This is a genomic window from Dietzia sp. E1 (assembly GCF_014145015.1).
Lineage (GTDB): Bacteria > Actinomycetota > Actinomycetes > Mycobacteriales > Mycobacteriaceae > Dietzia > Dietzia cinnamea_A.
In genome coordinates this window covers 1-18,589 of sequence record NZ_JAALDU010000134.1, presented here as the reverse complement: position 1 = coordinate 18,589, position 18,589 = coordinate 1, and the positions used below count along the sequence as shown (strand labels likewise).

The 18,589-nt window shown below is 63.9% G+C and carries 16 protein-coding genes; 1 reads left to right on the top strand and 15 read right to left on the bottom strand.

Going from position 1 to position 18,589, the window contains the following annotated elements; genetic code table 11:
• Nucleotides 1–101: 101 nt before the first annotated feature.
• The 7 genes from G6030_RS05675 to G6030_RS05645 all read right to left on the bottom strand — a co-directional run bounded on the left by G6030_RS05675 (nucleotide 102) and on the right by G6030_RS05645 (nucleotide 5,736).
• Complete coding sequence (locus G6030_RS05675; RefSeq protein ID WP_182638482.1) at nucleotides 102–839, bottom strand: SOS response-associated peptidase; 738 nt, start codon at nucleotides 837–839, stop codon at nucleotides 102–104.
• 182 nt (nucleotides 840–1,021) lie between these two features.
• A complete protein-coding gene (locus G6030_RS05670; protein WP_182642468.1) occupies nucleotides 1,022–1,528 on the bottom strand; it encodes a hypothetical protein in 507 nt (168 codons plus the stop codon).
• A gap of 257 nt (nucleotides 1,529–1,785) precedes the next feature.
• Nucleotides 1,786–2,427: a helix-turn-helix domain-containing protein gene (locus tag G6030_RS05665; RefSeq protein ID WP_071934950.1), complete on the bottom strand. Its 642-nt coding sequence runs from the start codon at nucleotides 2,425–2,427 to the stop codon at nucleotides 1,786–1,788.
• Nucleotides 2,428–2,552: 125 nt separating this feature from the next.
• Nucleotides 2,553–2,984 (bottom strand): VOC family protein, encoded by a 432-nt coding sequence (locus tag G6030_RS05660; RefSeq protein ID WP_042329013.1) that lies wholly within the window; start codon nucleotides 2,982–2,984, stop codon nucleotides 2,553–2,555.
• An 8-nt stretch (nucleotides 2,985–2,992) separates the two neighbouring features.
• Nucleotides 2,993–3,979, bottom strand: a complete 987-nt coding sequence (locus G6030_RS05655) for a 2-oxoglutarate and iron-dependent oxygenase domain-containing protein (RefSeq protein WP_017835881.1) — start codon at nucleotides 3,977–3,979, stop codon at nucleotides 2,993–2,995.
• Between the two features lie 36 nt (nucleotides 3,980–4,015).
• Nucleotides 4,016–5,062, bottom strand: a complete 1,047-nt coding sequence (locus tag G6030_RS05650; protein WP_132064280.1) for a 2-oxoglutarate and iron-dependent oxygenase domain-containing protein — start codon at nucleotides 5,060–5,062, stop codon at nucleotides 4,016–4,018.
• A 116-nt stretch (nucleotides 5,063–5,178) separates the two neighbouring features.
• Complete coding sequence (locus G6030_RS05645) at nucleotides 5,179–5,736, bottom strand: 2OG-Fe(II) oxygenase family protein (RefSeq protein WP_132064281.1); 558 nt, start codon at nucleotides 5,734–5,736, stop codon at nucleotides 5,179–5,181.
• Nucleotides 5,737–6,211: 475 nt separating this feature from the next.
• On the opposite strand from G6030_RS05645, the gene G6030_RS05640 reads away from it, so the two are divergent.
• On the top strand, nucleotides 6,212–8,803 hold the full coding sequence (locus G6030_RS05640) for a type ISP restriction/modification enzyme (protein ID WP_132064282.1): 2,592 nt from the start codon (nucleotides 6,212–6,214) through the stop codon (nucleotides 8,801–8,803).
• On the opposite strand, the gene G6030_RS05635 is transcribed toward G6030_RS05640, so the two are convergent.
• The 8 genes from G6030_RS05635 to G6030_RS05600 all read right to left on the bottom strand — a co-directional run bounded on the left by G6030_RS05635 (nucleotide 8,788) and on the right by G6030_RS05600 (nucleotide 18,200).
• Nucleotides 8,788–10,184, bottom strand: a protein-coding gene (locus tag G6030_RS05635) for an IS3 family transposase (RefSeq protein ID WP_227022481.1) whose coding sequence is annotated in 2 segments (ribosomal slippage) — nucleotides 8,788–9,860 and nucleotides 9,860–10,184 — 1,398 coding nt in all. Because the reading frame shifts where the segments join, the coding sequence is not laid out codon by codon here. The genes G6030_RS05640 and G6030_RS05635 overlap by 16 nt on opposite strands.
• A gap of 163 nt (nucleotides 10,185–10,347) precedes the next feature.
• Nucleotides 10,348–11,007 (bottom strand): HAD family phosphatase, encoded by a 660-nt coding sequence (locus G6030_RS05630; RefSeq protein ID WP_141236373.1) that lies wholly within the window; start codon nucleotides 11,005–11,007, stop codon nucleotides 10,348–10,350.
• On the bottom strand, nucleotides 10,997–12,070 hold the full coding sequence (locus G6030_RS05625; RefSeq protein ID WP_069388519.1) for an ABC transporter ATP-binding protein: 1,074 nt from the start codon (nucleotides 12,068–12,070) through the stop codon (nucleotides 10,997–10,999). Before G6030_RS05625 ends, G6030_RS05630 begins: the two co-directional genes overlap by 11 nt.
• A gap of 19 nt (nucleotides 12,071–12,089) precedes the next feature.
• Nucleotides 12,090–13,388: an extracellular solute-binding protein gene (locus G6030_RS05620; protein ID WP_227022451.1), complete on the bottom strand. Its 1,299-nt coding sequence runs from the start codon at nucleotides 13,386–13,388 to the stop codon at nucleotides 12,090–12,092.
• A 66-nt stretch (nucleotides 13,389–13,454) separates the two neighbouring features.
• Nucleotides 13,455–14,297: a carbohydrate ABC transporter permease gene (locus G6030_RS05615; RefSeq protein WP_069388521.1), complete on the bottom strand. Its 843-nt coding sequence runs from the start codon at nucleotides 14,295–14,297 to the stop codon at nucleotides 13,455–13,457.
• Nucleotides 14,294–15,163 (bottom strand): sugar ABC transporter permease, encoded by an 870-nt coding sequence (locus G6030_RS05610; RefSeq protein ID WP_227022450.1) that lies wholly within the window; start codon nucleotides 15,161–15,163, stop codon nucleotides 14,294–14,296. Before G6030_RS05610 ends, G6030_RS05615 begins: the two co-directional genes overlap by 4 nt.
• Nucleotides 15,160–17,289 (bottom strand): PQQ-binding-like beta-propeller repeat protein, encoded by a 2,130-nt coding sequence (locus G6030_RS05605; protein ID WP_069388522.1) that lies wholly within the window; start codon nucleotides 17,287–17,289, stop codon nucleotides 15,160–15,162. The genes G6030_RS05610 and G6030_RS05605 overlap by 4 nt, the downstream gene beginning before the upstream one ends.
• Before the next feature lie 35 nt (nucleotides 17,290–17,324).
• Nucleotides 17,325–18,200: a MurR/RpiR family transcriptional regulator gene (locus G6030_RS05600; RefSeq protein ID WP_167492488.1), complete on the bottom strand. Its 876-nt coding sequence runs from the start codon at nucleotides 18,198–18,200 to the stop codon at nucleotides 17,325–17,327.
• Between the last annotated feature and the right edge of the window lie 389 nt (nucleotides 18,201–18,589).

Genomic DNA, 18,589 nt, shown 5'->3' with positions numbered 1-18,589 from the left:
GCGAGGCCGACGACCCAGCGGGCGGAGGCGAAGAGGGCCCGATCGTCACGGAGTGGCGAATCCGCAGCGCTCGCCGGCCATCGCCGACGGCCCTCAGGCGACTACAAATCGCGGGGGCGTTCGGCAAGCTCAATGAGCCCTGGATCGTGGCGGTCCAGGGTGCGCACGTTGTTGACCGCCCGGGACACCGGACGGGTCCGCAGGGTCGACGCGACCGTGCGGGACTCGACGTCGAGCAGGTCGAGCAGATCGCCGGCCTGGTCCTTGTTGATCTTCTCCGGGTCCAGCCAGGTATCCCACGCGGCCGGGGTGAGAAAGACCGGCATCCGGTCGTGGACCTCGCCGGCCGCATCCTCCCCAGTGCGGGTGATGATCGTGAACGTCGTCCGCCACTCGGTGTCCTCGCCCTCCCGGTGGAACGCGAGCAGGCCAGCAGCGAGCAGGAGCTCGTCGTCCGGGCCGTGGACGTAGCTCGGGTTCTTGACCGTCTTGCCAGCCTCGACGGCTTCCTGCCACTCGAAATACCCGGTCATCGGCACAAGGGCACGTGCCGAGGCGAATGAAGAGCGGAACATCCCGTTCGTCACCACACCCTCGAGGCGAGCGTTGATAGGCCGCGGACCCCGCTCTTTCGCCCACGACGGACGCAGCCCCCACGTGGGCAAGAACGTCTCACGCACCCGCTGATCGTCGGCCAGGCGATCCCGCACCACCGGAGCCCGCGTGCGAGGGGCCACCGAATAGGCCGGCGACCACTCAAAACCCGGTTCAACGCCGTCCAGCGCGAGGACGTCGACCAGATCTGCGCCGGATACGGCTACCGAGTACCGACCACACATGCGGGAGACAGTAGCAAGCGAGAGCGAGATCGGACGCTGACCTGCACAATTGACGGAACGCGACTTATCGGCGCTTTGGACCTGGCGGCGGTTAGCTACAAGGAGCGCGGAAACGAGACCGGCCAGGGGTTAACGCCTGTCGTCGGTTGCCTCAGCCATTCGCTCCGATCACCTGCGAACGGTCAAATAAGAGGGTGGCATCCCCGTTGGCCCCAGTTGAGCTGCCCGAAGTCGGTCGGGACGAGTCGCTTTCCGGTGAAGTTGGCGTTGAGTTCGGGATCAAGGACGCCGTCGAACTCCCACACGACTTGACTCTTGCCATCCGCCGGGTCGAGGGCAACCCAGCTATGGGCCCGGTACACCGCACGAACGACATCATGAGCCACGACGAAGATCGGCAAATCAGGGGTGGACCGGAGGTCAGCCCTAACTGACCAGGCGCGGCGGGCTGCCTCATAGATCGTATCCGGGTCGTCGGTGGCGCCGGCGCCATTGACCTTGAGGACGAGACTGGGTCTCGGCAGCTCCGGAGCTGGCTCAGCGCCAAGCTGAAGTGCGATCTCCTCGGCTCGGGTGTCGGGGTGGTTGAACCCGGTAAAGGCGGGATCCCGGCAGCGGCCTATCTGCCGTCGATGTCGGAGTACGCGATCTGGCGCAGGCCGTGCCAGGCCGATGTCGTAGTGCTTCATGTGGACGCCGGGATAAGCGTTGCAATCAGTGGCCAGAAGCCGTGGTCACCGGCGAGTAGGCGTTCTCCCGCAAGACCGCCAGCTCGCCAGCACGTGGCGTGTCTGAGCCGGCCGCCGCCGGCGGCGAAGAAGCCCGGGACGAGCGGATAACGTGCAGGGCTGCGCACGGTGGGCAACAGACGGGCTGCGAGCCTCGGTGCCGCCGGTTACTCCAGCGTCCGACCGGCGCCGTCCGTCAACCGAGCACCGACCCTAGGTCAGGCCTGGCGTGGCCGGGTCACGATGTGGAGGACGCGGACGGTCTCGTCGCCCACGGCTTCCCACTTGGAGCGGATGCGGGCGGGGTAGAAAATCGTGTCTCGCGGCTTCAGGCGATGGATGGTGTCGCCCTCGATGATGACGTTGAGCTGTCCCTCGATGAGGTAGGTGGCCGCTGGTGAGGGGTAGTCGAACCACTCATTGTTGTTCTGGTCCTTGGTGAACTCCATCTCGGAGATCTCGAAGGAGTGCTGTTCGGAGCCGCCGACCAATCGAACCGGGACACTGGACTGCTCAGTGCCGGCGACGATGCGGCCCTCCTCGGCTCGGATGACGGTCGCGCCAGGCTGCGGGGCGACGGCTGGGAGGAGGTCGCCGGGGGTGATGTTCAGGGCGGTGGCGATCCGGTAGAGGCTCAGCATGGAGGGTGAGGCGTTGCCGCTCTCGATCTTGCTGAGGAAGGGCTGCTTCATGCCGGCGGCGTCGGCGAGCTCGCGCATCAGGAGACCGCGCTCGGTTCGCCAGTACTTCACGCGCTCGCCGACGGCCTGAGCAACGGCGTCGGAGACGGCTTCCTCGGATTCCATGAGAACGAACTCCCGGGCTCGGGCGGGGACGACGGGCGACGGTGCCTGCAACATCGACTTCTCTCTACGGACTGCGGTGCCCAGCGGGCGTCAGAAGTCTACCGACCTGTCTCACTGCCACGGTGCGCGCGAGGGCTCTGGCGTCGTTGACAGAGGCCTCGCCCGCACCGTGGGCTGACTCAGGCGGACTTGTTGATCCGGAAGACGTTCTTCTCGGGGTCGAGCAGCACCGCCTGCCAGGCGTCGTAGTAGGTCCGGAAAGGTTCCTTGCGGTAGGTCGCGCCCGCTGCGACGGCGGCTGCGGCGAGGGTGTCGACGGCCTCCTCGGAGTCGACCTCGAAGGTCCAGAACGACGGCGCGGAGGCCGACAGGTCGCTCTCGGGCAGGTTGAGCAGCTCGTAGGCGACGGGGGTGTTGAAGCCGAGGATGGTTCCTCCGAGCTGGAGGGCCCGGAAGTAGTCGCCCTCGAGGTAGGTGACGTGGTCCAGGCCGAAGAGCTCGGCGTAGAAGTTGGAGACCTCGTCGACGTCTTGGCAGACCAGGGTCACGAACGAGAGCGCGACACCGGCCTTGGTGTCGGGGTTGGCGTCGGGGACTGTCTCGGTGTTCACGTCGGTGCTCACTTCACGGTCGCCTGGATGGCGCGCTGACGCAGGTACTCCCCGGCCAGGACGGCGTCGTAAGTGGTGCCGCTGCCGATCGGGGCGGGCATCGTCTCAACGATGGCGTCGACGTTGGCGTCGCAGAACTGGATCAAGGAGATCAGCTCCTCGGCCGGCCGAGACTCCTGCGGTGGCAGGACGCGGTGGCGGGTGGAGCGCCACCGGTCGCCGGTCCAGCGGGCGAGGAGGTCGCCGATGTTGACCAGCAGGGTTCCCTCGACGAAGGGCGCGTCGAGCCACTCGCCGTCGTCGCTGAGCTGGACCTGGAAGCCGCCGTAGCCGGGCTGGCGGTCCAGGAGGGTGAAGATGCTCCAGTCGGTGTGCGCGCCGACGCGGAACTGGCCGGGCTTGGGGACGCCGGTCTCCTCCAGGGAGGGGTAGCGGTTGATGTTGAGGGTCCGGGTGCCGTTGGCGCAGCGCTCGATGAACCACTCGCGGCCGAGCCCGAGGGCCTCGCCGCACATGCGAAGCAGCTCGTCGTAGAGCCCGTACATGGCCTCCATGTAGGTGGTGGCGAGGAGCTCGAGCTCGGGCACCTCGTCGGGCCACACGTTCGGGGCGAAGGCGGTGCTGTCGAGAGTGGGGTTGCCCGTGGCGTACGGGCGGCCCATCGTCAGGCTCTCCTTCATGTCGGGGGTGGCCTTGTCAGCCTCCTCGCCGGCGAAGGAGTTCGCCTCCTTCCCGCTGGGCAGCCAGCCGCGGCCACCGACGGTGGTCTCATAGCGAGCCTTGGTCTCTCGCGGCAGGGAGAAGAAGGCCTTGGCGGCGCTGCGGAGGTCGGCCGCGAGCTGCGGGTCGACGTCGTGGTTGGCGAGCATGAGGAAGCCGGAGTCACGCAGGGCCTGGTCGACCTTCGCGGCGGCGGCGGCCTGGACGCCGGCGTCGCCGGTGCGCCAGTCGGCGAGGTCGATCAGGGGGATGACGTCGGTCAGTGTGTTCGACATGGGCTGGGTCTCTTTCCGGGTGGGCGTGGGCTGGGTTCAGGCGTTCTGGGCGGCGAGGACGCGGGCGGCCTCGCGGACGGCGGCGGTGTTGGCCTTGCCGTACTGGGAGCCGTTGAGCTTGGCGGCGATGTGGTCCTTGACCAGGATGGGCTCGTAGGCCAGTCCGCCGTCGGCGTCGAGACGGCTGGGCAGGGTGGAGATGGTGGCGTCGATGTTGCCGTCGTGGAAGAAGGCCACCGACCGGCGGCGCTGGATGGTGCCGTCGATGACCGGGGGCTTCACGCGGTGCAGGGTGGAGAGCCACTGGTCGTTGGTGAGGCGGGCGGTGAGGTCGCCGAGGTTGACCAGGAGCGCTCCCTCGATGGGCTGGACGTCGTGCCAGGTGCCGTCCTTGGCGAGGACCTGGAGGCCGGCGACCTGGTCGGCCCACAGCACAGTGACGATTCCGAAGTCGGTGTGCTCGCCCATCCCGGTCAGGTCGCCGTCCAGGGAGACGTCGGTGCCCTCGGGGAGGGCGTAGTTGTTCATCCGGAGCACGTCGACGGAGTGGTCGGTGAGGTAGTCGAAGAAGCCGGAGTCCTCGCCCAGGGCGTCGGCGAAGATGGTGGTGAGCGTGCGCGCGACGCGTGCGGCGTGGTCGTAGTAGGCCTCGACCTTGGTGCGGAACCCGTCGACGTTGGGCCAGGTGTTGACGCCGTAGTCGTCGTCGGAAAGGTCGAGGCGGTCGAACCAGCCGGCCTCGGCGCCGACGTTGAAGGCCTCGAAGAAGTCGTTCATGCGGGTCGCGGACTCGACTCCCAGGCTGAGGCTGAGCGACTCGCTCTTGGGCGGGCTGTAGCCACGGTTGCCCGGCACGACGTAGTCCTTCTTCTCCTCCAGGGGGAGGACGAAGAAGTCGTCGACCGCCTCCTTGAGGCCGGTGACGACGGAGTCGGGGACCTGGTGGCCGAGGATCTGGATGAATCCCACGGCGGCGCAGGCCTTGTCCATGGCGCGGGCGACGGCGGCACGCTCTTCGGCGGTGCCGGCGCTGGTGTAGGCCGAGATGTCCACGACGGGGACCTCGAAGGCGGGGGTGTTCATGTGCTCCTCCATTTCAGTTCGGTAGTCGCAAGTCTTGTCGGAATGTGTATTCATCAAGGGAATGTAGAGTTACGTTTCTGTGACACCGGACGTCGTCTCTTCGGCGCGTGTCTGGCTCAACTGGCTGCGTAGGTGCGACGCAGCATTTCGGCGAGGTGGTCGCCGGTCGTGATGCCCGGGCCGGGCTGCTCGTTCTCGTCGAGGACCGTAGGGACTGCGGTGACGACGTAGTCGTAGTCGAGGTCGAAGAACGTCGGCACCGAGTATCGGCGGACACCGGTGGTGTTGAGCACGCGGTGGGTGTTGGACAGGTAGAGCCCGTTGGTGAGCTTCGGGACGAGGTCACCGAGGTTGACCACGAAGGTGCCGGGGATGTGTGGGGCCCGGACCCACTCGCCATCGGCGTTGAGGACCTCCAGTCCGCCGACCTCGTCCTGGTACAACCTGGTGATCAGGCCCCAGTCGGTGTGAGCGCCGGCGCCGAGCTCGTTCCCCTCGCCGACGCCGTCCTGCGGGGGGTAGTGCAGCAGGCGGGTGGTGATGACGTGGTCCTGGAAGCCTTCGTCGAAGTAGTCCTCGTCGAGCTCGAGGGACAGCGCAACCAAACGGACCAGGTGCCCGAGGACCGCCATGCGGTCGCGGTAGGCCTCAAGCGTGGCACGGAGCTCTGGCATGGCCGAGGGCCAAAGGTTCGGACCGTGGTTGACCAGACCCCGCTGGACCTTGGGGTGTTCCGCCGGGAGGTCCCGTCCGATCTGGAAGCCTTCCTTATTGTCGGGCCGGGAGCCGGCGTCCGTTCCTTTGGGGTACAGCCCACGAAACGGCGGTGGCCGATCATTTGCCGCATCAGTCCCTACGGTAGATCCTGGGCTTGACGAGCAGTAATGATGAGACAGTGCCGTACTTTTGACCTGCACACTTGACGGAATCTGACATTATCGGCGCGTGAAGGGGTGTGGTCAGTGCTCCGTACAGAGTGATGCACATCGGCGGGACGTGGGGAAGTTGCGCCAAGGCTAGTGCTTCCTTGCATCTGCTGGAGCTTCGTAACTTTTTCAAACAATTGTCTATTGTTTACTCCCGTAGAGTTCCGCGGGAACTGCTCTACGTGGCCCGTGCGGACCCGTGGGTGCTACAGGAGGAAGTTCAGTGACGTTTGCCGACATAGTTTCGGACTATGGCAAGGCTGCGAAGGCGCGGCTGACCGGACCCGGTGAACGCGAGGCTCTTCTGGTCACGCCAATAGCTCAATTTATCGAGCGATCGGGAGAATTATTCGGCCTCAAAGTTGTTCCCCACGACGAGGTCACCGAACTCGAAGGCTCCGTTCGTCCAGACTTCGGTGTACGCGTCAACGGTGGGGTCATCGGTCACATCGAGTTGAAGGCTCCCGGTACCAGCCTCAACCCGTCTACTTATGGGCCGAGTACCCACAATCACAAGCAGTGGCAGCGACTTAAAGAATTGCCAAATCTGCTCCACACCAACGGCACTGAGTTCCGATTGTGGCGATTTGGTGAGTTGGTCGATGAACCCGTCAGTGTTCACGCTGCGGACCTTGAGTATCACAAGGGCACGCTGAAGGCGCCCGGACGCCTCGAGCTCCTCGTGGGCTCATTCCTCCGGTGGAGCCCCGTTCCGATCACTTCGGTGCCGAAACTTGTCGACACGCTTGCTCCCCTTGCTCGACTTCTCCGCGAGGAAGTGCACGACGCACTTCGGGCGGAACGCAGAGCTATTAAGGGCGGCGCTGACCCGACGACGATGCCGTTCACCGGGATCGCCAAGGACTGGCGACGTTTACTCTTCCCGCAAGCTCGAGACGCCGAGTTCGCAGACGGGTTCGCGCAAACGGTCGTTTTCGCCCTGCTGTTGGCGCTTAGCGAAGGCATCGACCTTGGAAGTTCCCCGATCCGCGATGTGGCTAAGCAGCTTGAGAGCCACCACACGCTTATGGGTAAGGCGCTGAACCTTCTCACCGAACACGTCGAGAACACTCCAACTTGGACCGCGATTGAGATCATTGTTCGCGTCCTCGATGCTGCGGATTGGGTCCGACTGCAGGCTTCAGGTGACCTCCTCTACCTACACCTCTACGAGGACTTCCTCGCCAGCTACGACCCTGAGAAGCGTCGCAAGTCTGGCTCCTACTACACCCCTGTGCCCGTTGTCGATGCGATGGTTCGACTTACCGACACCGCCCTAAAGGAGTACCTCGGGAAACCTGAAGGACTCCGCAACCCCAACGTGTCCATTGTTGATCCAGCCATGGGTACGGGCACCTACCCACTTTCGGTGCTGCGTCATGTCTCTAGTGCAGCTAAGGCGCAGTACGGGAAAGGAGCGGGCCCCGAGGCTGTTAGTAGTGCAGTAGCACGATTGTTTGGTATCGAACTGCAATCAGGGCCATTCTCCGTCGGCGAGCTCCGGATTACTGCGGCTATCCATGAACTCGAGGCCACTATGCCCAGCACAGGTCTCAACCTGTACGTGGCGGATACCCTCGAGGACCCACAAAGTGCCGGCGAAGAGCAGCTCTCCTACACCGCACAACTGGTTGCCCGTCAGCGCCAACTCGCTAACAAAATGAAGCGCGAGCGCAACATCCAAGTCTGTATCGGCAACCCGCCGTACAAGGACCATGCCGGAGGGATGGGCGGCTGGATTGAGAACGGCGTTGACCAAGCAACTGGCCAACCGCCCCTCAGCGCGTTCAAGCTGGTAGGCAACGGCAAGCACGAGCGCCACCTCAGCAACCTTTATGTCTACTTTTGGCGATGGGCCACTTGGAAGGTCTTCGAATCCACAAACGATTCCGACGTCCGCGACGGTGGAAACGGTGTGGTTTGCTTCATCACTGCCACCGGCTATCTCGCTGGGCCGGGCTTTAAGGGCATGCGTGAGTACCTGCGCCGGACCGCAACTCACGGGTGGATCATCAACGTGACCCCTGAAGGTAAGCAGCCGCCGGCTGCCAACGCCGTCTTCAACATAGAGACCCCGGTCGCTATCGCACTTTTCCTCCGTGGAGAAGACTCAGACAAGGACAGTCCCGCCGACGTTCGCTATATCGACATCCACGGCACCCGAAAAGAGAAGTTTGAAACTCTTTCACGCTTGACTTTTGACGACCAATCGTGGCGCAGCGTGCGGACTGAATGGACAGCGCCCTTCACTCCAGCAGCCGCCACCACTTGGGACGATTATCCAGCCGTCGATGACTTATTGCCTTGGCGTAACAACGGCATCATGGCTGGCCGAGGTTGGGTTTATGCGCCCAGCGTCGACATTCTCGAAGCTCGTCTACGAGACGTAATCAATGAGGACAACGCGCAAAGTAAAGCCGAGAAGTTTGTAAACGGCCGTGACGCTTCTCTGACCAAGACCAAGAAGCCTCTGCCTGGAGTAGACACCGAACAGGACACCAGACGCGCTTTTCAAGACATAACAATGCTCACCGAGTTCAAAGTAGCTCGCTGTGGCTACCGGGTGCTTGACCGTCAGTACGTCATCGCGGATAGCAGGCTTCTGAGCCAACCTTCTCCCAAGTTGTGGCATGGACGAGTCTCAGGTCAGGTTTTCGCCTATGAACTTCATTCCGAGTACCCCCGTACTGGCCCTGGACTCGTCTACACCGACCTCATTCCGGACGTTCATCACTTCCGGGGTAGTGGCGGTGGACGCGCGCTTCCGGAATTTGTCAAGGTGAATGAGGCCAGTGGGTGTCAGGCGGCGGCCTGATCGGCCGGGTCGGCTGGTGTGGCGGGTTGGTTGATCCAGGCGTCCTTGGGCAGGTCGAGGATCTTGGGGTCGGTGTCGCTGCCGAACCGCTCGGGGGTCGCTGCTCGAGCCGCGGCGAGCGCCGCGGATCGTTGGACGGCGACGGTCTTGGCGTGTCCGTAGTGGACGTCTGCCGGCGTGTGGAGCCCGATCCCCGAATGGTGGTGTTCGTGGTTGTAGGCGGTGGTGAACCTGTCCATGAACCCACGCGCGTCGGCCAGCGATCCGAACCGTTCGGGGAACGCCGGCAGATACTTCAACGTCTTGAACAACGACTCGGAGTAGGGGTTGTCGTTCGACACCCGGGGCCGGGAGTGGGACCTGGTGACGCCGAGATCGGCGAGCAGCGTGGCCACGGTCTTGGAGGTCATCGAGGTGCCCCGATCGGCGTGCACGACCTGAGGGATGCCGTGGACGCCGAATACCTCGGCCATCATCTCCTCGGCGAGCACTCCTTCTTCGCGGGCGTGGACGTGGGCGCCGACGATGTAGCGGGAGTAGATGTCGATCATCACGTAGGCGTCGTAGTAGACCCCGCGGCATGGCCCGGCCAGCTTCGTGATGTCCCAGGAATACACCTGTCCAGGTCCGGTGGCGACCAGTTCGGGCACCGCCCGGGCGGGGTGTCGGGCCAGCCGGCGTCGTTCCTTGACCTGCCCGGCATCGGCCAGGATCCGGTACATCGTGGACACCGAACACAGGTAGGTCCCGCGCTCCAGGAGCGTGGCGTAGACCTGCAGCGGCGGCTGGTCGACGAACTCGGTCGAGTCCAAGACCTCCAGCACCCGGGTCCGTTCGGCCAAGCTGAGCTTGTTCGCCGGGGCCGGGCGGGGCGCAGGATCGGCGGCGGGAGCCGGGCTGGTGTGGCGGGTCGCGGTCGCCCGCGAGACACCGGTCAACGACGCCGCCGTCCGGGTGGTGACCTTCGCGGCGACGAGCTCACGGTAGGTGACCATCAGCGCTTCTTGCGCTTGGGCGCGGGCTCCGCGCTCTCGGAGATCTGCTCCAAGAGCGCGTGCGCTTTTCCCATGATCTCCAACGCCATCTGGGTGGTGGCCAGCTTCCGCTCGGACTCGGCGAGCTCTCGACGCAGCCGGGCCAGCTCGGCCTGCTCCGCGGACGGTCGCCCGACCTTCGCTCCGGGCTCCTTGCCCTCCAGCAGACCCGCGTCGCGCAGCCGGCGCCACTCCGAGATCAGCGAGGAATACAGGCCCTCGCGGCGCAGGTATGCACCGCCCTGCCCGGTCTCACACGCCGCCTCGTACCGCTCAAGGTGGGCGACCTTCTGGGCCGGGGTGAACGACCGGCGCCGCGACGGGCCACCGGCCCGAGGAGAACTCATGCCCCCATCGTCAACGACTGCGGGCGCGCTCGAAAGAACTGCACTGGACATGGATGAATCGATCCTTGATCTCGCCCTGCGTCAGGCGGACTTGCTGTGAACCCCTGGCCTCAACTCACCCTGACACGCAGGGTACTGGCACTGCTTTCGATCCAGAGACGCCTCAGAGTCGCAAGCCCGCCGCGATCACGTCATCGATCCCGCGATGACGGAACGACTCCCATACCTGGATGCCATCCTGTGCCTCGACGGGTTGGGAGCCCCGTACGGCGATCACGCGGAGACCCGCGCCTCGCGCGCTATGCACCCCAATGGTGGAGTCTTCTATTGCCACGGATTGCGAGCCAGAGACGCGTAAGTTGCGGAGAGCTGTCCGGTAGGCCTCTGGGTCGGGTTTCGGACGGGTGACCATATCTGCCGTCGTTACGTCGGCGAAGTATGGGTGAGGTAGCTGTTCGAGGACGGTGGCTGCGGTGCGCGAGGGGGACATCGTGACGAGTCCTTGGCAAACGCCCGCACGCTGCAGGGTCTCCAGCAGGTCGAGCGCCCCCGGGCGCCACAAGACTCCGTCGCGACGATTGAGATCCTCCATTCGTTCCGCCAGCAGTTTCACGACCACACGGCGTTCACTACGAGCTCCACGCTCACGGAGGAGATCCGCAAGACCAGGAATGGAGATGCCCGAGATCTCTGCCGGTTCAGGATCCCAGGGATGCGCTCCAAGCTCGCGCGAGAGCTGGGCGCACGCGTGCGCCCAGCTCGCCTCGCTGTCGATGAGCGTGCCATCGAGATCCCACAGGACGGCGCCGCCCCTACTCGGCATGAGCACCGTCGCGTGGCAATCGGGCACCCGTCTCGGCGTCGAACAGCAGAATGTCCGATGCGTTGAAGCCAATCGATACGGACTCGCCGCGATGAACCGAGACGCCGCGATCCGTGCGAACCGCGGCGGGGACGCCATCCACCGTGATTTCAAGGACCTGCGTCTCTCCCTCGAAGATCACCGTATGGACGAGGCCGGTCGCTCGGTAATCTGCGGCCTCTCGGAGGCGAAGACGCTCCGGCCGCACTCCGACCAGGACGCTGCGGGAGGCGGGCGGTGAGGCGATCACACCGAAGACGGTGCGATACCCCCCGTCCCTGCGCTCTCCGTCAAAGAGGTTCATGGGTGGCGACCCGATGAAACCAGCGACGAATGACGTCGCGGGATCGTGGTAAATCTCTTCCGGAGTACCTATCTGCTCGATTCGACCCGCGCGGATGACAGCAATGCGATCGGCCAGCGCCATCGCGTCGCTCTGATCATGGGTGACGTGGATGGACGTCGCACCGGTCGCGCGCATCAGATCGGCGATTTCCTGGCGCAGCGCGACGTGGAGCTGGGCGTCAAGTCCCGAGAGCGGCTCGTCGAGCAGAACGACGCGCGCGTTGCGCGCGAGCGCCCGCGCGAGTGCAACACGCTGACGCTGTCCGCCGGACATCTGTCGCGGCTTCCGGGACAGCAGCTCTCCAATACCCATGCGCCGCGCCAGGTCGATTGCCCGCGCCCGTGCCTCTTCGCGGGTGAGGCGCAGGCCGTGTCGCAGGCCGAGCGTGATGTTCTCAAGCGCACTGAGATGGGGATAAAGCGCGAAGTGTTGGAAGACGATCGCGACGTCTCTTCTGTGGGGAGGCAAGTCTTGCTGCGGTGTGCCCCCGATGACGACTTCTCCGGTGTCCAGCGAATCGAGCCCCGCAACGATCCTCAAGAGGGTCGACTTCCCCGAGCCGGAAGGGCCGAGGACGACAAGCGATTCGCCCGCGGCGACGTCCAGATGGATATCGCCGATGGCGGTGACGTCGCCGAAACGCTTAGACAGATGCCGGAGGGATACTTCAGCAGACATGACGGAGCTTCTTCCCTGGCTAGTTCGACAGTGCGTCGATGCGGCTGACGGTTTCGGGAACGATCTCTTTGGAAGGCTGAGCCTGGTCGATCATCCCCTGCACCATGTCCTGCAAGTATTGATTCGTGCGCGCGAGGCTCTCTCCGGGCCAACCGCCTCCGGCAACAGGAACTCCCTCATAGCGCCATGCGTATCCGAGCGGTCCCTGTGCTTCCGCCAGCTCCAGCAGCTCGGTCTTCGCGGCGACATCCACAGGGATATAGCTGTTTGCTTTCGAGCTCTCCACGATGACCGTGGGGTCCAACATCGCGCTGATGAGCTCTCCGGCGTATGCCGAGCGGCACTCATCGTCGGACAGGGTCATCCACCCGTTACCCCCAGCGGGGAGCACAGCACTTCCGCCATCGGGGATCGGCATGTCGGAAATGGTCCACTCGAAGGAGTCGCCGACGGCGGCGTCCACGGTGGCCCCCACGGCGGGTGTGCCGAAGAAGTAGGCAGCTTCTCCACGGGAGAAGACTGAGATCGAGTCCTGCCAGCTCACAGGGTCTTGAAGCTTCTCTGCACCGATGGTTTCGTAGATCTTCAGCGCCTCGTAACCCTCCTCGTTGTCAAAGCCAGCGGTGCCATCCTCGTTTGCGTACTCGGCCCCGCCGCTGCCGACGAAAGCCTGCACGAACCACCAGGCAATGTTGTCGCGAGGAATCTGGATCGGCGTCGTCACATCTGTCTTCTCTTGGACCTGCCGAGCGCCGTCGAGCACCTCAGAATGCGTGGTCGGGAGCTCGGAGACGCCCGCAGATTCCGTGAGCGTCGTGTTCGTATAAAGCACAGGAACAGAGATCTGGAAGGGTGCGACGTAAGTTTTCCCGTTGAGCGTGCCGACATCCAGGTAGTCGTCGATGTAGGTGTCTCTTAGCGAGGACCGGTCGATTTCGCGAGGGCTGTATTTCTCGACCCAGAATCGGAGTTGATCGAGCCCTAGCATGATGACGTCCGGGCGGGATCCCGCAGCGATATCTGCGACGATCTGCTGAGTGAGCTCGTCATAGCTCGTTCCCTCGGGAGCGGCCTTGAGGTCAACTGTGAGGCCGGGGTACGTCTCCTCCATCGACTTCTTGCCGAGCTCAGCCGCGGCTTGGCCCTGGTTGGCGTACTGAGCGGTGATGGTGACGCCGTCCGGTGAGCATTCCCCGATGTCAGCCTGCGTCGCAGGCGCAGCTTCTTCCGCGGGAGCGGAACACCCGGAGAGCAGGAGCACGGAGCTGATGAGGCCGGCGCCCAATGCGCTCATTCGTGTGATGCGTGAGTGGGACATGATTTCGCCTTCGTAGATAGGAAGTGGGATTGAGGAGGTGAAACTGTGGAGTCGGGTTGACTGTCATCACCCGGGCAGTTCGCCACCGGCGATGCCCGTGACGAACTTGCGTTGAGCGACGATGAACAGCACCACGATGGGGAGGGTGACGAGCATGGCTGCGGCAGCGAGCTCGCCGTACGCGGTGCCGGTCTCCGCCTGCTGGAAGATCGAAAGAGCCAGCGGCGGTGTGTACAGCGAAGGGTCGCGGGCGACTAGTAGCGGCCACAAATAGTCGTTCCAGTGCGTGAAGACGGACAAAACTGCGAACGCGGCGATCGTCGGCATCGACGACGGGACGACGACGTGCACGAGCGTGCGGAGGGTGCCGAGGCCGTCCGCCTTCGCGGCCTCAAGGAGCGAGTCGGGAATCGTGATCATGTGCTGACGGAGCATAAAGATCCCGATCGCGCTGGTCATGAACGGGAGCACCAAGGCCGCAAAGGTATTCGCAAGTCCGATGGAGCCGATGCCCAGGTACAACGGCAGCGCTGTAGCCTGCGTCGGCACCAGAAGACACGCGAGGATGACAGCGAAGGCTGCGTCGCGACCTCGGAATCGGAGCTTTGCGAACGCATAGCCCGCGGGGATCACGGTGATGATCTGGATGATCAGGATGCTGCCCGTGACCAGCGCTCCGTTGAGCATTGCGTGGCCGAGATCCGCACTCTCCCACGCTCGTGCGTAGTTGCCCCAGTCCAAAGAACTCGGCAGGAGCTGGATACCGTCGAGTACTGCTTCGTCAGCCGGAGACAGCGACAAGCGAAGCATCCACAGCACTGGGAAAACCGAGATCGTGATGGCAACGAGAGCCAGCAGCCACCGAAGAGAATGGGACAGGGAGCGGCGGAGCGAGATTTTGGTGGTCATACGGTTTCCTTATCTCCAGTAAATGCCCGTCGCCGAATCACTCCGATGAGAACCAGGACGACAAGGAGCATTGATGCGAGCGCCGCCGCCTGGCCGAGGTCGAAGTAGACGAACCCAAGCCGCCAGGTCATCGTGAGCACCGTCTCGGTGGAACCGAGCGGGCCACCTTCCGTCATGACGTTGATGGTGTCGAACACCTGGACCGACTGCAGGACGGCCATAACCGTCGCGAACACGGTCATGGGGCGCAGCAGGGGAAGGGTGACCCGTCGGAACTTCGCCCACGAGCCCAGTCCGTCGGCGGCGGCGGCCTCGTGCAACGCCGTTGGAATACTTGTTAGGCCGGCGAGATAGAAGATCATCACGAAGGATGTCAGGCGCCAGATGCCCACCAGAGCCACAGTGAACAGCGCCGTCGAGGTATCGCCGAGGAAGTTGACGGGTCCGATGCCGACGACGGCGAAGACCTCGTTGACGAAGCCTCCTCTCGACGCGAAGATCCAGCGGAAGACGACGGCCATCGCGACCATATTGGTGGCGAAGGGGAGAAAGAGCAGAACTTGGAGCGCGGGTCGACCTCGAGTAAACGAGTGCGCAAGCATGGCGGTGCCGAGTCCGAGCACGAGGCTGGGAACAATGGTGAGGACTGAGTAGACGACCGTGTTCCACAGTGCCTGCTGTACCGCAGGGTCGGTGAGGATCGCCGTGTAGTTCGCGATACCGGCCCAGGTCCATACGGTGCGGTCGCCGAGATCGATGCGGAAGAGGCTGCCGACGAGCGCAAGCACGCCCGGCAAGAGCACGAACAATCCGATGAGTGCGAGCGCGGGTGCTACGAGCACCCAACCGATACTCCGGTGCTTCACGACTCCTCCCCCTGCACGATTGCGCTCGGGTAGGCGCAGAGTGTGCCGTCGGCGTGGAGCACGACGGTCGTATCCTCGAAGCGCTGCACGGAGACGAGGATTGGGATGCCGGTGGCGAACCGTGAGCGCAGGGCGCCATCACCGAGATCGAGGGTGATGATGTCACCGTCGAGGGCTGGGAGGATGACCTGCTTGTCCAAGATCGTCGGCGCCGCGAAGAGCGGATGAGGAGTGCGCCTGTACGTGAGTAGGCAGGCATTACTTCGAGCCGCGACCTCTGCGTGCCAGCGTGTCTCGCCGCTCGCCGCGTCTCTGAGATAGACGCTGCCTCCCGCGTCGGAGAACAGAACTCCTTCCAGCGTCCAGTACGGCGGCGTCGGGTTCCACGGAATCGAGCTCGCTTGGAACCAGCTCACCGCGTCGTTGTTCGTGGGACGTCGGAACACTCCAGTGATCCCGGTCGCAATCAGATCACCCGTAGCAGGTTCGATGAGCGGCGTGCGGATCGGGAGGGGGGACGAACCGCGCAACGATTCGAGGAGATCTGTGTTGCTCTCCGCAAGTCGGTCCCCGAACGTTTCGCCCGTCTCCGGATCCAGGAGGACAGGGACTCGCGGCTCAGGGAATCCGCTCCAGACGATGAGAGCCGACGCGTCGTCGGCTGCCCGTCGCTCCCAGAAGACGGGCGCGGCGAGGAGGGCGAAGATCTGGTACGGCGCTATGTCCCGTCGCTCCCAGATCGTGTGTCCGTCGTCGATGTCGAGCGCGCGCAAGGTGGAGTGATCGCCCACGAGGACGAGATTCTCGTGAATTGCTGGCGGAGTGAACCCGAAGAGCCTGAGTGGGTCGGGGGTGTGCTTCCGCCATAGCTGTCGCCCCGTGGAGATTTCGAACGCCGCTGTCGTTCCGGATACCGATGTGCACAGGACCGTGCCGCTCGCGCCGTGCACCACGGGGGCCGAACGCACGGGAGCATCAAGGTCGGCGTGCCAGAGCAGCCCGCCCGTCGCGGCGTCGACCGCGAAGAGACCCCCCGAAGCGTGGTCGTCATCGGCGAGGGGAAGAACGATGACGCCCTTGGCGATCGCGAAAGGGGCACGCTGGCCGGGCGTCCCGACGCTCCGGCGCCAGCGCGCCGCTTCGGCCGCGGCTGGGAGGAGTACCGCGGGGGTCTGGGCAGGATCCGGATCGGTAGGGAGCGTCTCGACGCCGATCGTTACGCCGTCCCACGTGATAAGGCGGTAGGTCGCCGGAGAAAGATCGACGCCACCGAAGAGCGCAGGTGGAGTGTTGACGTGCAGCGTGTCCGCAGTACGTACGACCCGCGACGTATGGCGATGCCCCGAGAATGTAGCGATGGGGGGCCTCGGGAGCCCAGAGAGAATCGAGGAGCCTGGCTGATCATGCGACAGTAGGATCCAGGGAATGTCCTCGTCGAGTGCTTCGAGGTCGGCCCTCAGCCAGGCATTCTGCTGTTCGTGATCCCGGCCGAGCTCGTGCGTGAACCAGTCGATGGCGACGACGTGCAGTGCGGGAAGATCGTACGAATACCACCGCGGGCCGAGAAATGCTTCGTAGTGGCGCGGTTCTCCGGAGTGGATCGCGTAGCCGTTGCGGCTGACGACATCGCTCGTCTGTTCCGTCATGTGATCGTGGTTGCCGGGAATTACATGCACGGGGATTGGTGTGTCGAAAATTGCTTCGCGGAACTCGCGGTATTGCTCGCGGAGGCCGTGGTCGGTCAGGTCACCGGTGATGATCGCGGAATGCAGGTCCGGTTGGTCTTCGACGATCTTGGTCAGCAATGTAGACAAACGTTCACCCGTGCCAAGTTCCGCGGGCTGCGGATAGTTGCCGCCATCACCGATGTGCGTGTCCGTGAGATGAGCGAAGCGAAGCGGAAGCGTTACTGGGGACGCCTGCAGGGTGAAGGTCACCTCGGATTCGCGACCGTCGAAGTACCATTGGTTGCATCGCCAACCCACCGGACGCACCACAAACACGAAACGCGCGTCCGTCTCCAGCTGGAACCTCCCGTCGGCCGCAGTATGCACGACGGTGTTCCCGTCGCTTACCCGGATGTCCGCCAGCGGGTTGCCGTCGGTGTCGGTGACCTGTCCGTTCACGATCTTCGCTCTCTGTCTATGGGGCTCGAGCCGGATCAGATCCGGTGGGAGTTGACGAGTTTTTCGGCCTCGTCACGCCGTTCCGTCGCGCCGCTGACTCGGATCGTGAGCACGCTGTAGATGGCATCGAGAAGTGAGAGATGCACGATTCTGCTGGTCATCGCCTCCACTCGATGCCGCGTCTCCGAGCTCCCCGCGACGATCAGCGCGTGTGCGATCTCTGTGAGCGGGGATGTGAGGAAGCTCGTGATGCCGATGACTTTCGCTCCTGAATTGGCAGCGGTGCGCGCCGCCTCGAGCGTCGTTTTCGTCGATCCCGTGTGGCTGATGACAAAGCAGACGTCGCGCTCATCAAGGCCCTGGACGGCGACGTGTTGGGCGATGAAGTCGGGGGTGAACGTCGCGTCGAGTCCGAGGGCCGTAAGTCGATAGGCTGCGTCTGAGGCAAGCGGAGCGGACGTGCCCACTGCTACGAACCGAATGCGTCGGGCCGATGCTAGGGCGTCGACGATGGTCGTCACGTCGCTGAGGTCGATGTGAGTGGCGGTTGCTTCCAGTGCGTCCGCGCTTTCACGCAGAGTCCCCCGCACAGTGCTCATGAGTGGATCCTCTGCATCGGTCGGGCCCGGGCTATCGGGCGGGGTTTCGCGCGAGAGTAGGAGCTTGAACTCTTGGAAGCCATGCAGACCGAACCTCTGGCAGAACCGCACAACTGACCCGACCGACGTTCCAGATATCTGGGCGAACTCCGTCACGGAGCTCGTCATGACGACACGCGGATCGGCGTGGATCGAGCGCGCAACTCGCTTCTCCGATTCGGAGAACGATGCACTTGCAAGGCGGATCTGCTCGAGCAGAGGTTGTCCGTCGCCGCGCCAAAGGCGTGAGGATGAAAGATCGGTTCTGGTCACGTCGCCCAAATTAGGAGGACCAGATGTCGCATCGGTGGCGTCCGACCAAACCGTGGATGAACACTCCACGCCAAAACTGTGATGGAAATTTCATCCAGTGCGACGCGTCAACCGCCGCTTCCCGGGTGCTTCTCGCCTCCCCAGCTTTCCTGCACCACACCCCCGAATGTCCGGGATCCAAGGCATGACGGACATCGACATGCGTTGACAATCATTAGGTTTCCGAGACACCGCGGCGGCTTGCTCGTGGTCCGACCACTCCTGTCATTTTCAGAAGTGGGCGGCACGTCAGCCTAGATCTCACCAGGCATAGTGCTGTCAGCTTCTGACCTCTGGTCGTCAACACTCCTGTGCGCTAGCGTCGTTTCTGCTCAGTAGTCCTGTTCTCA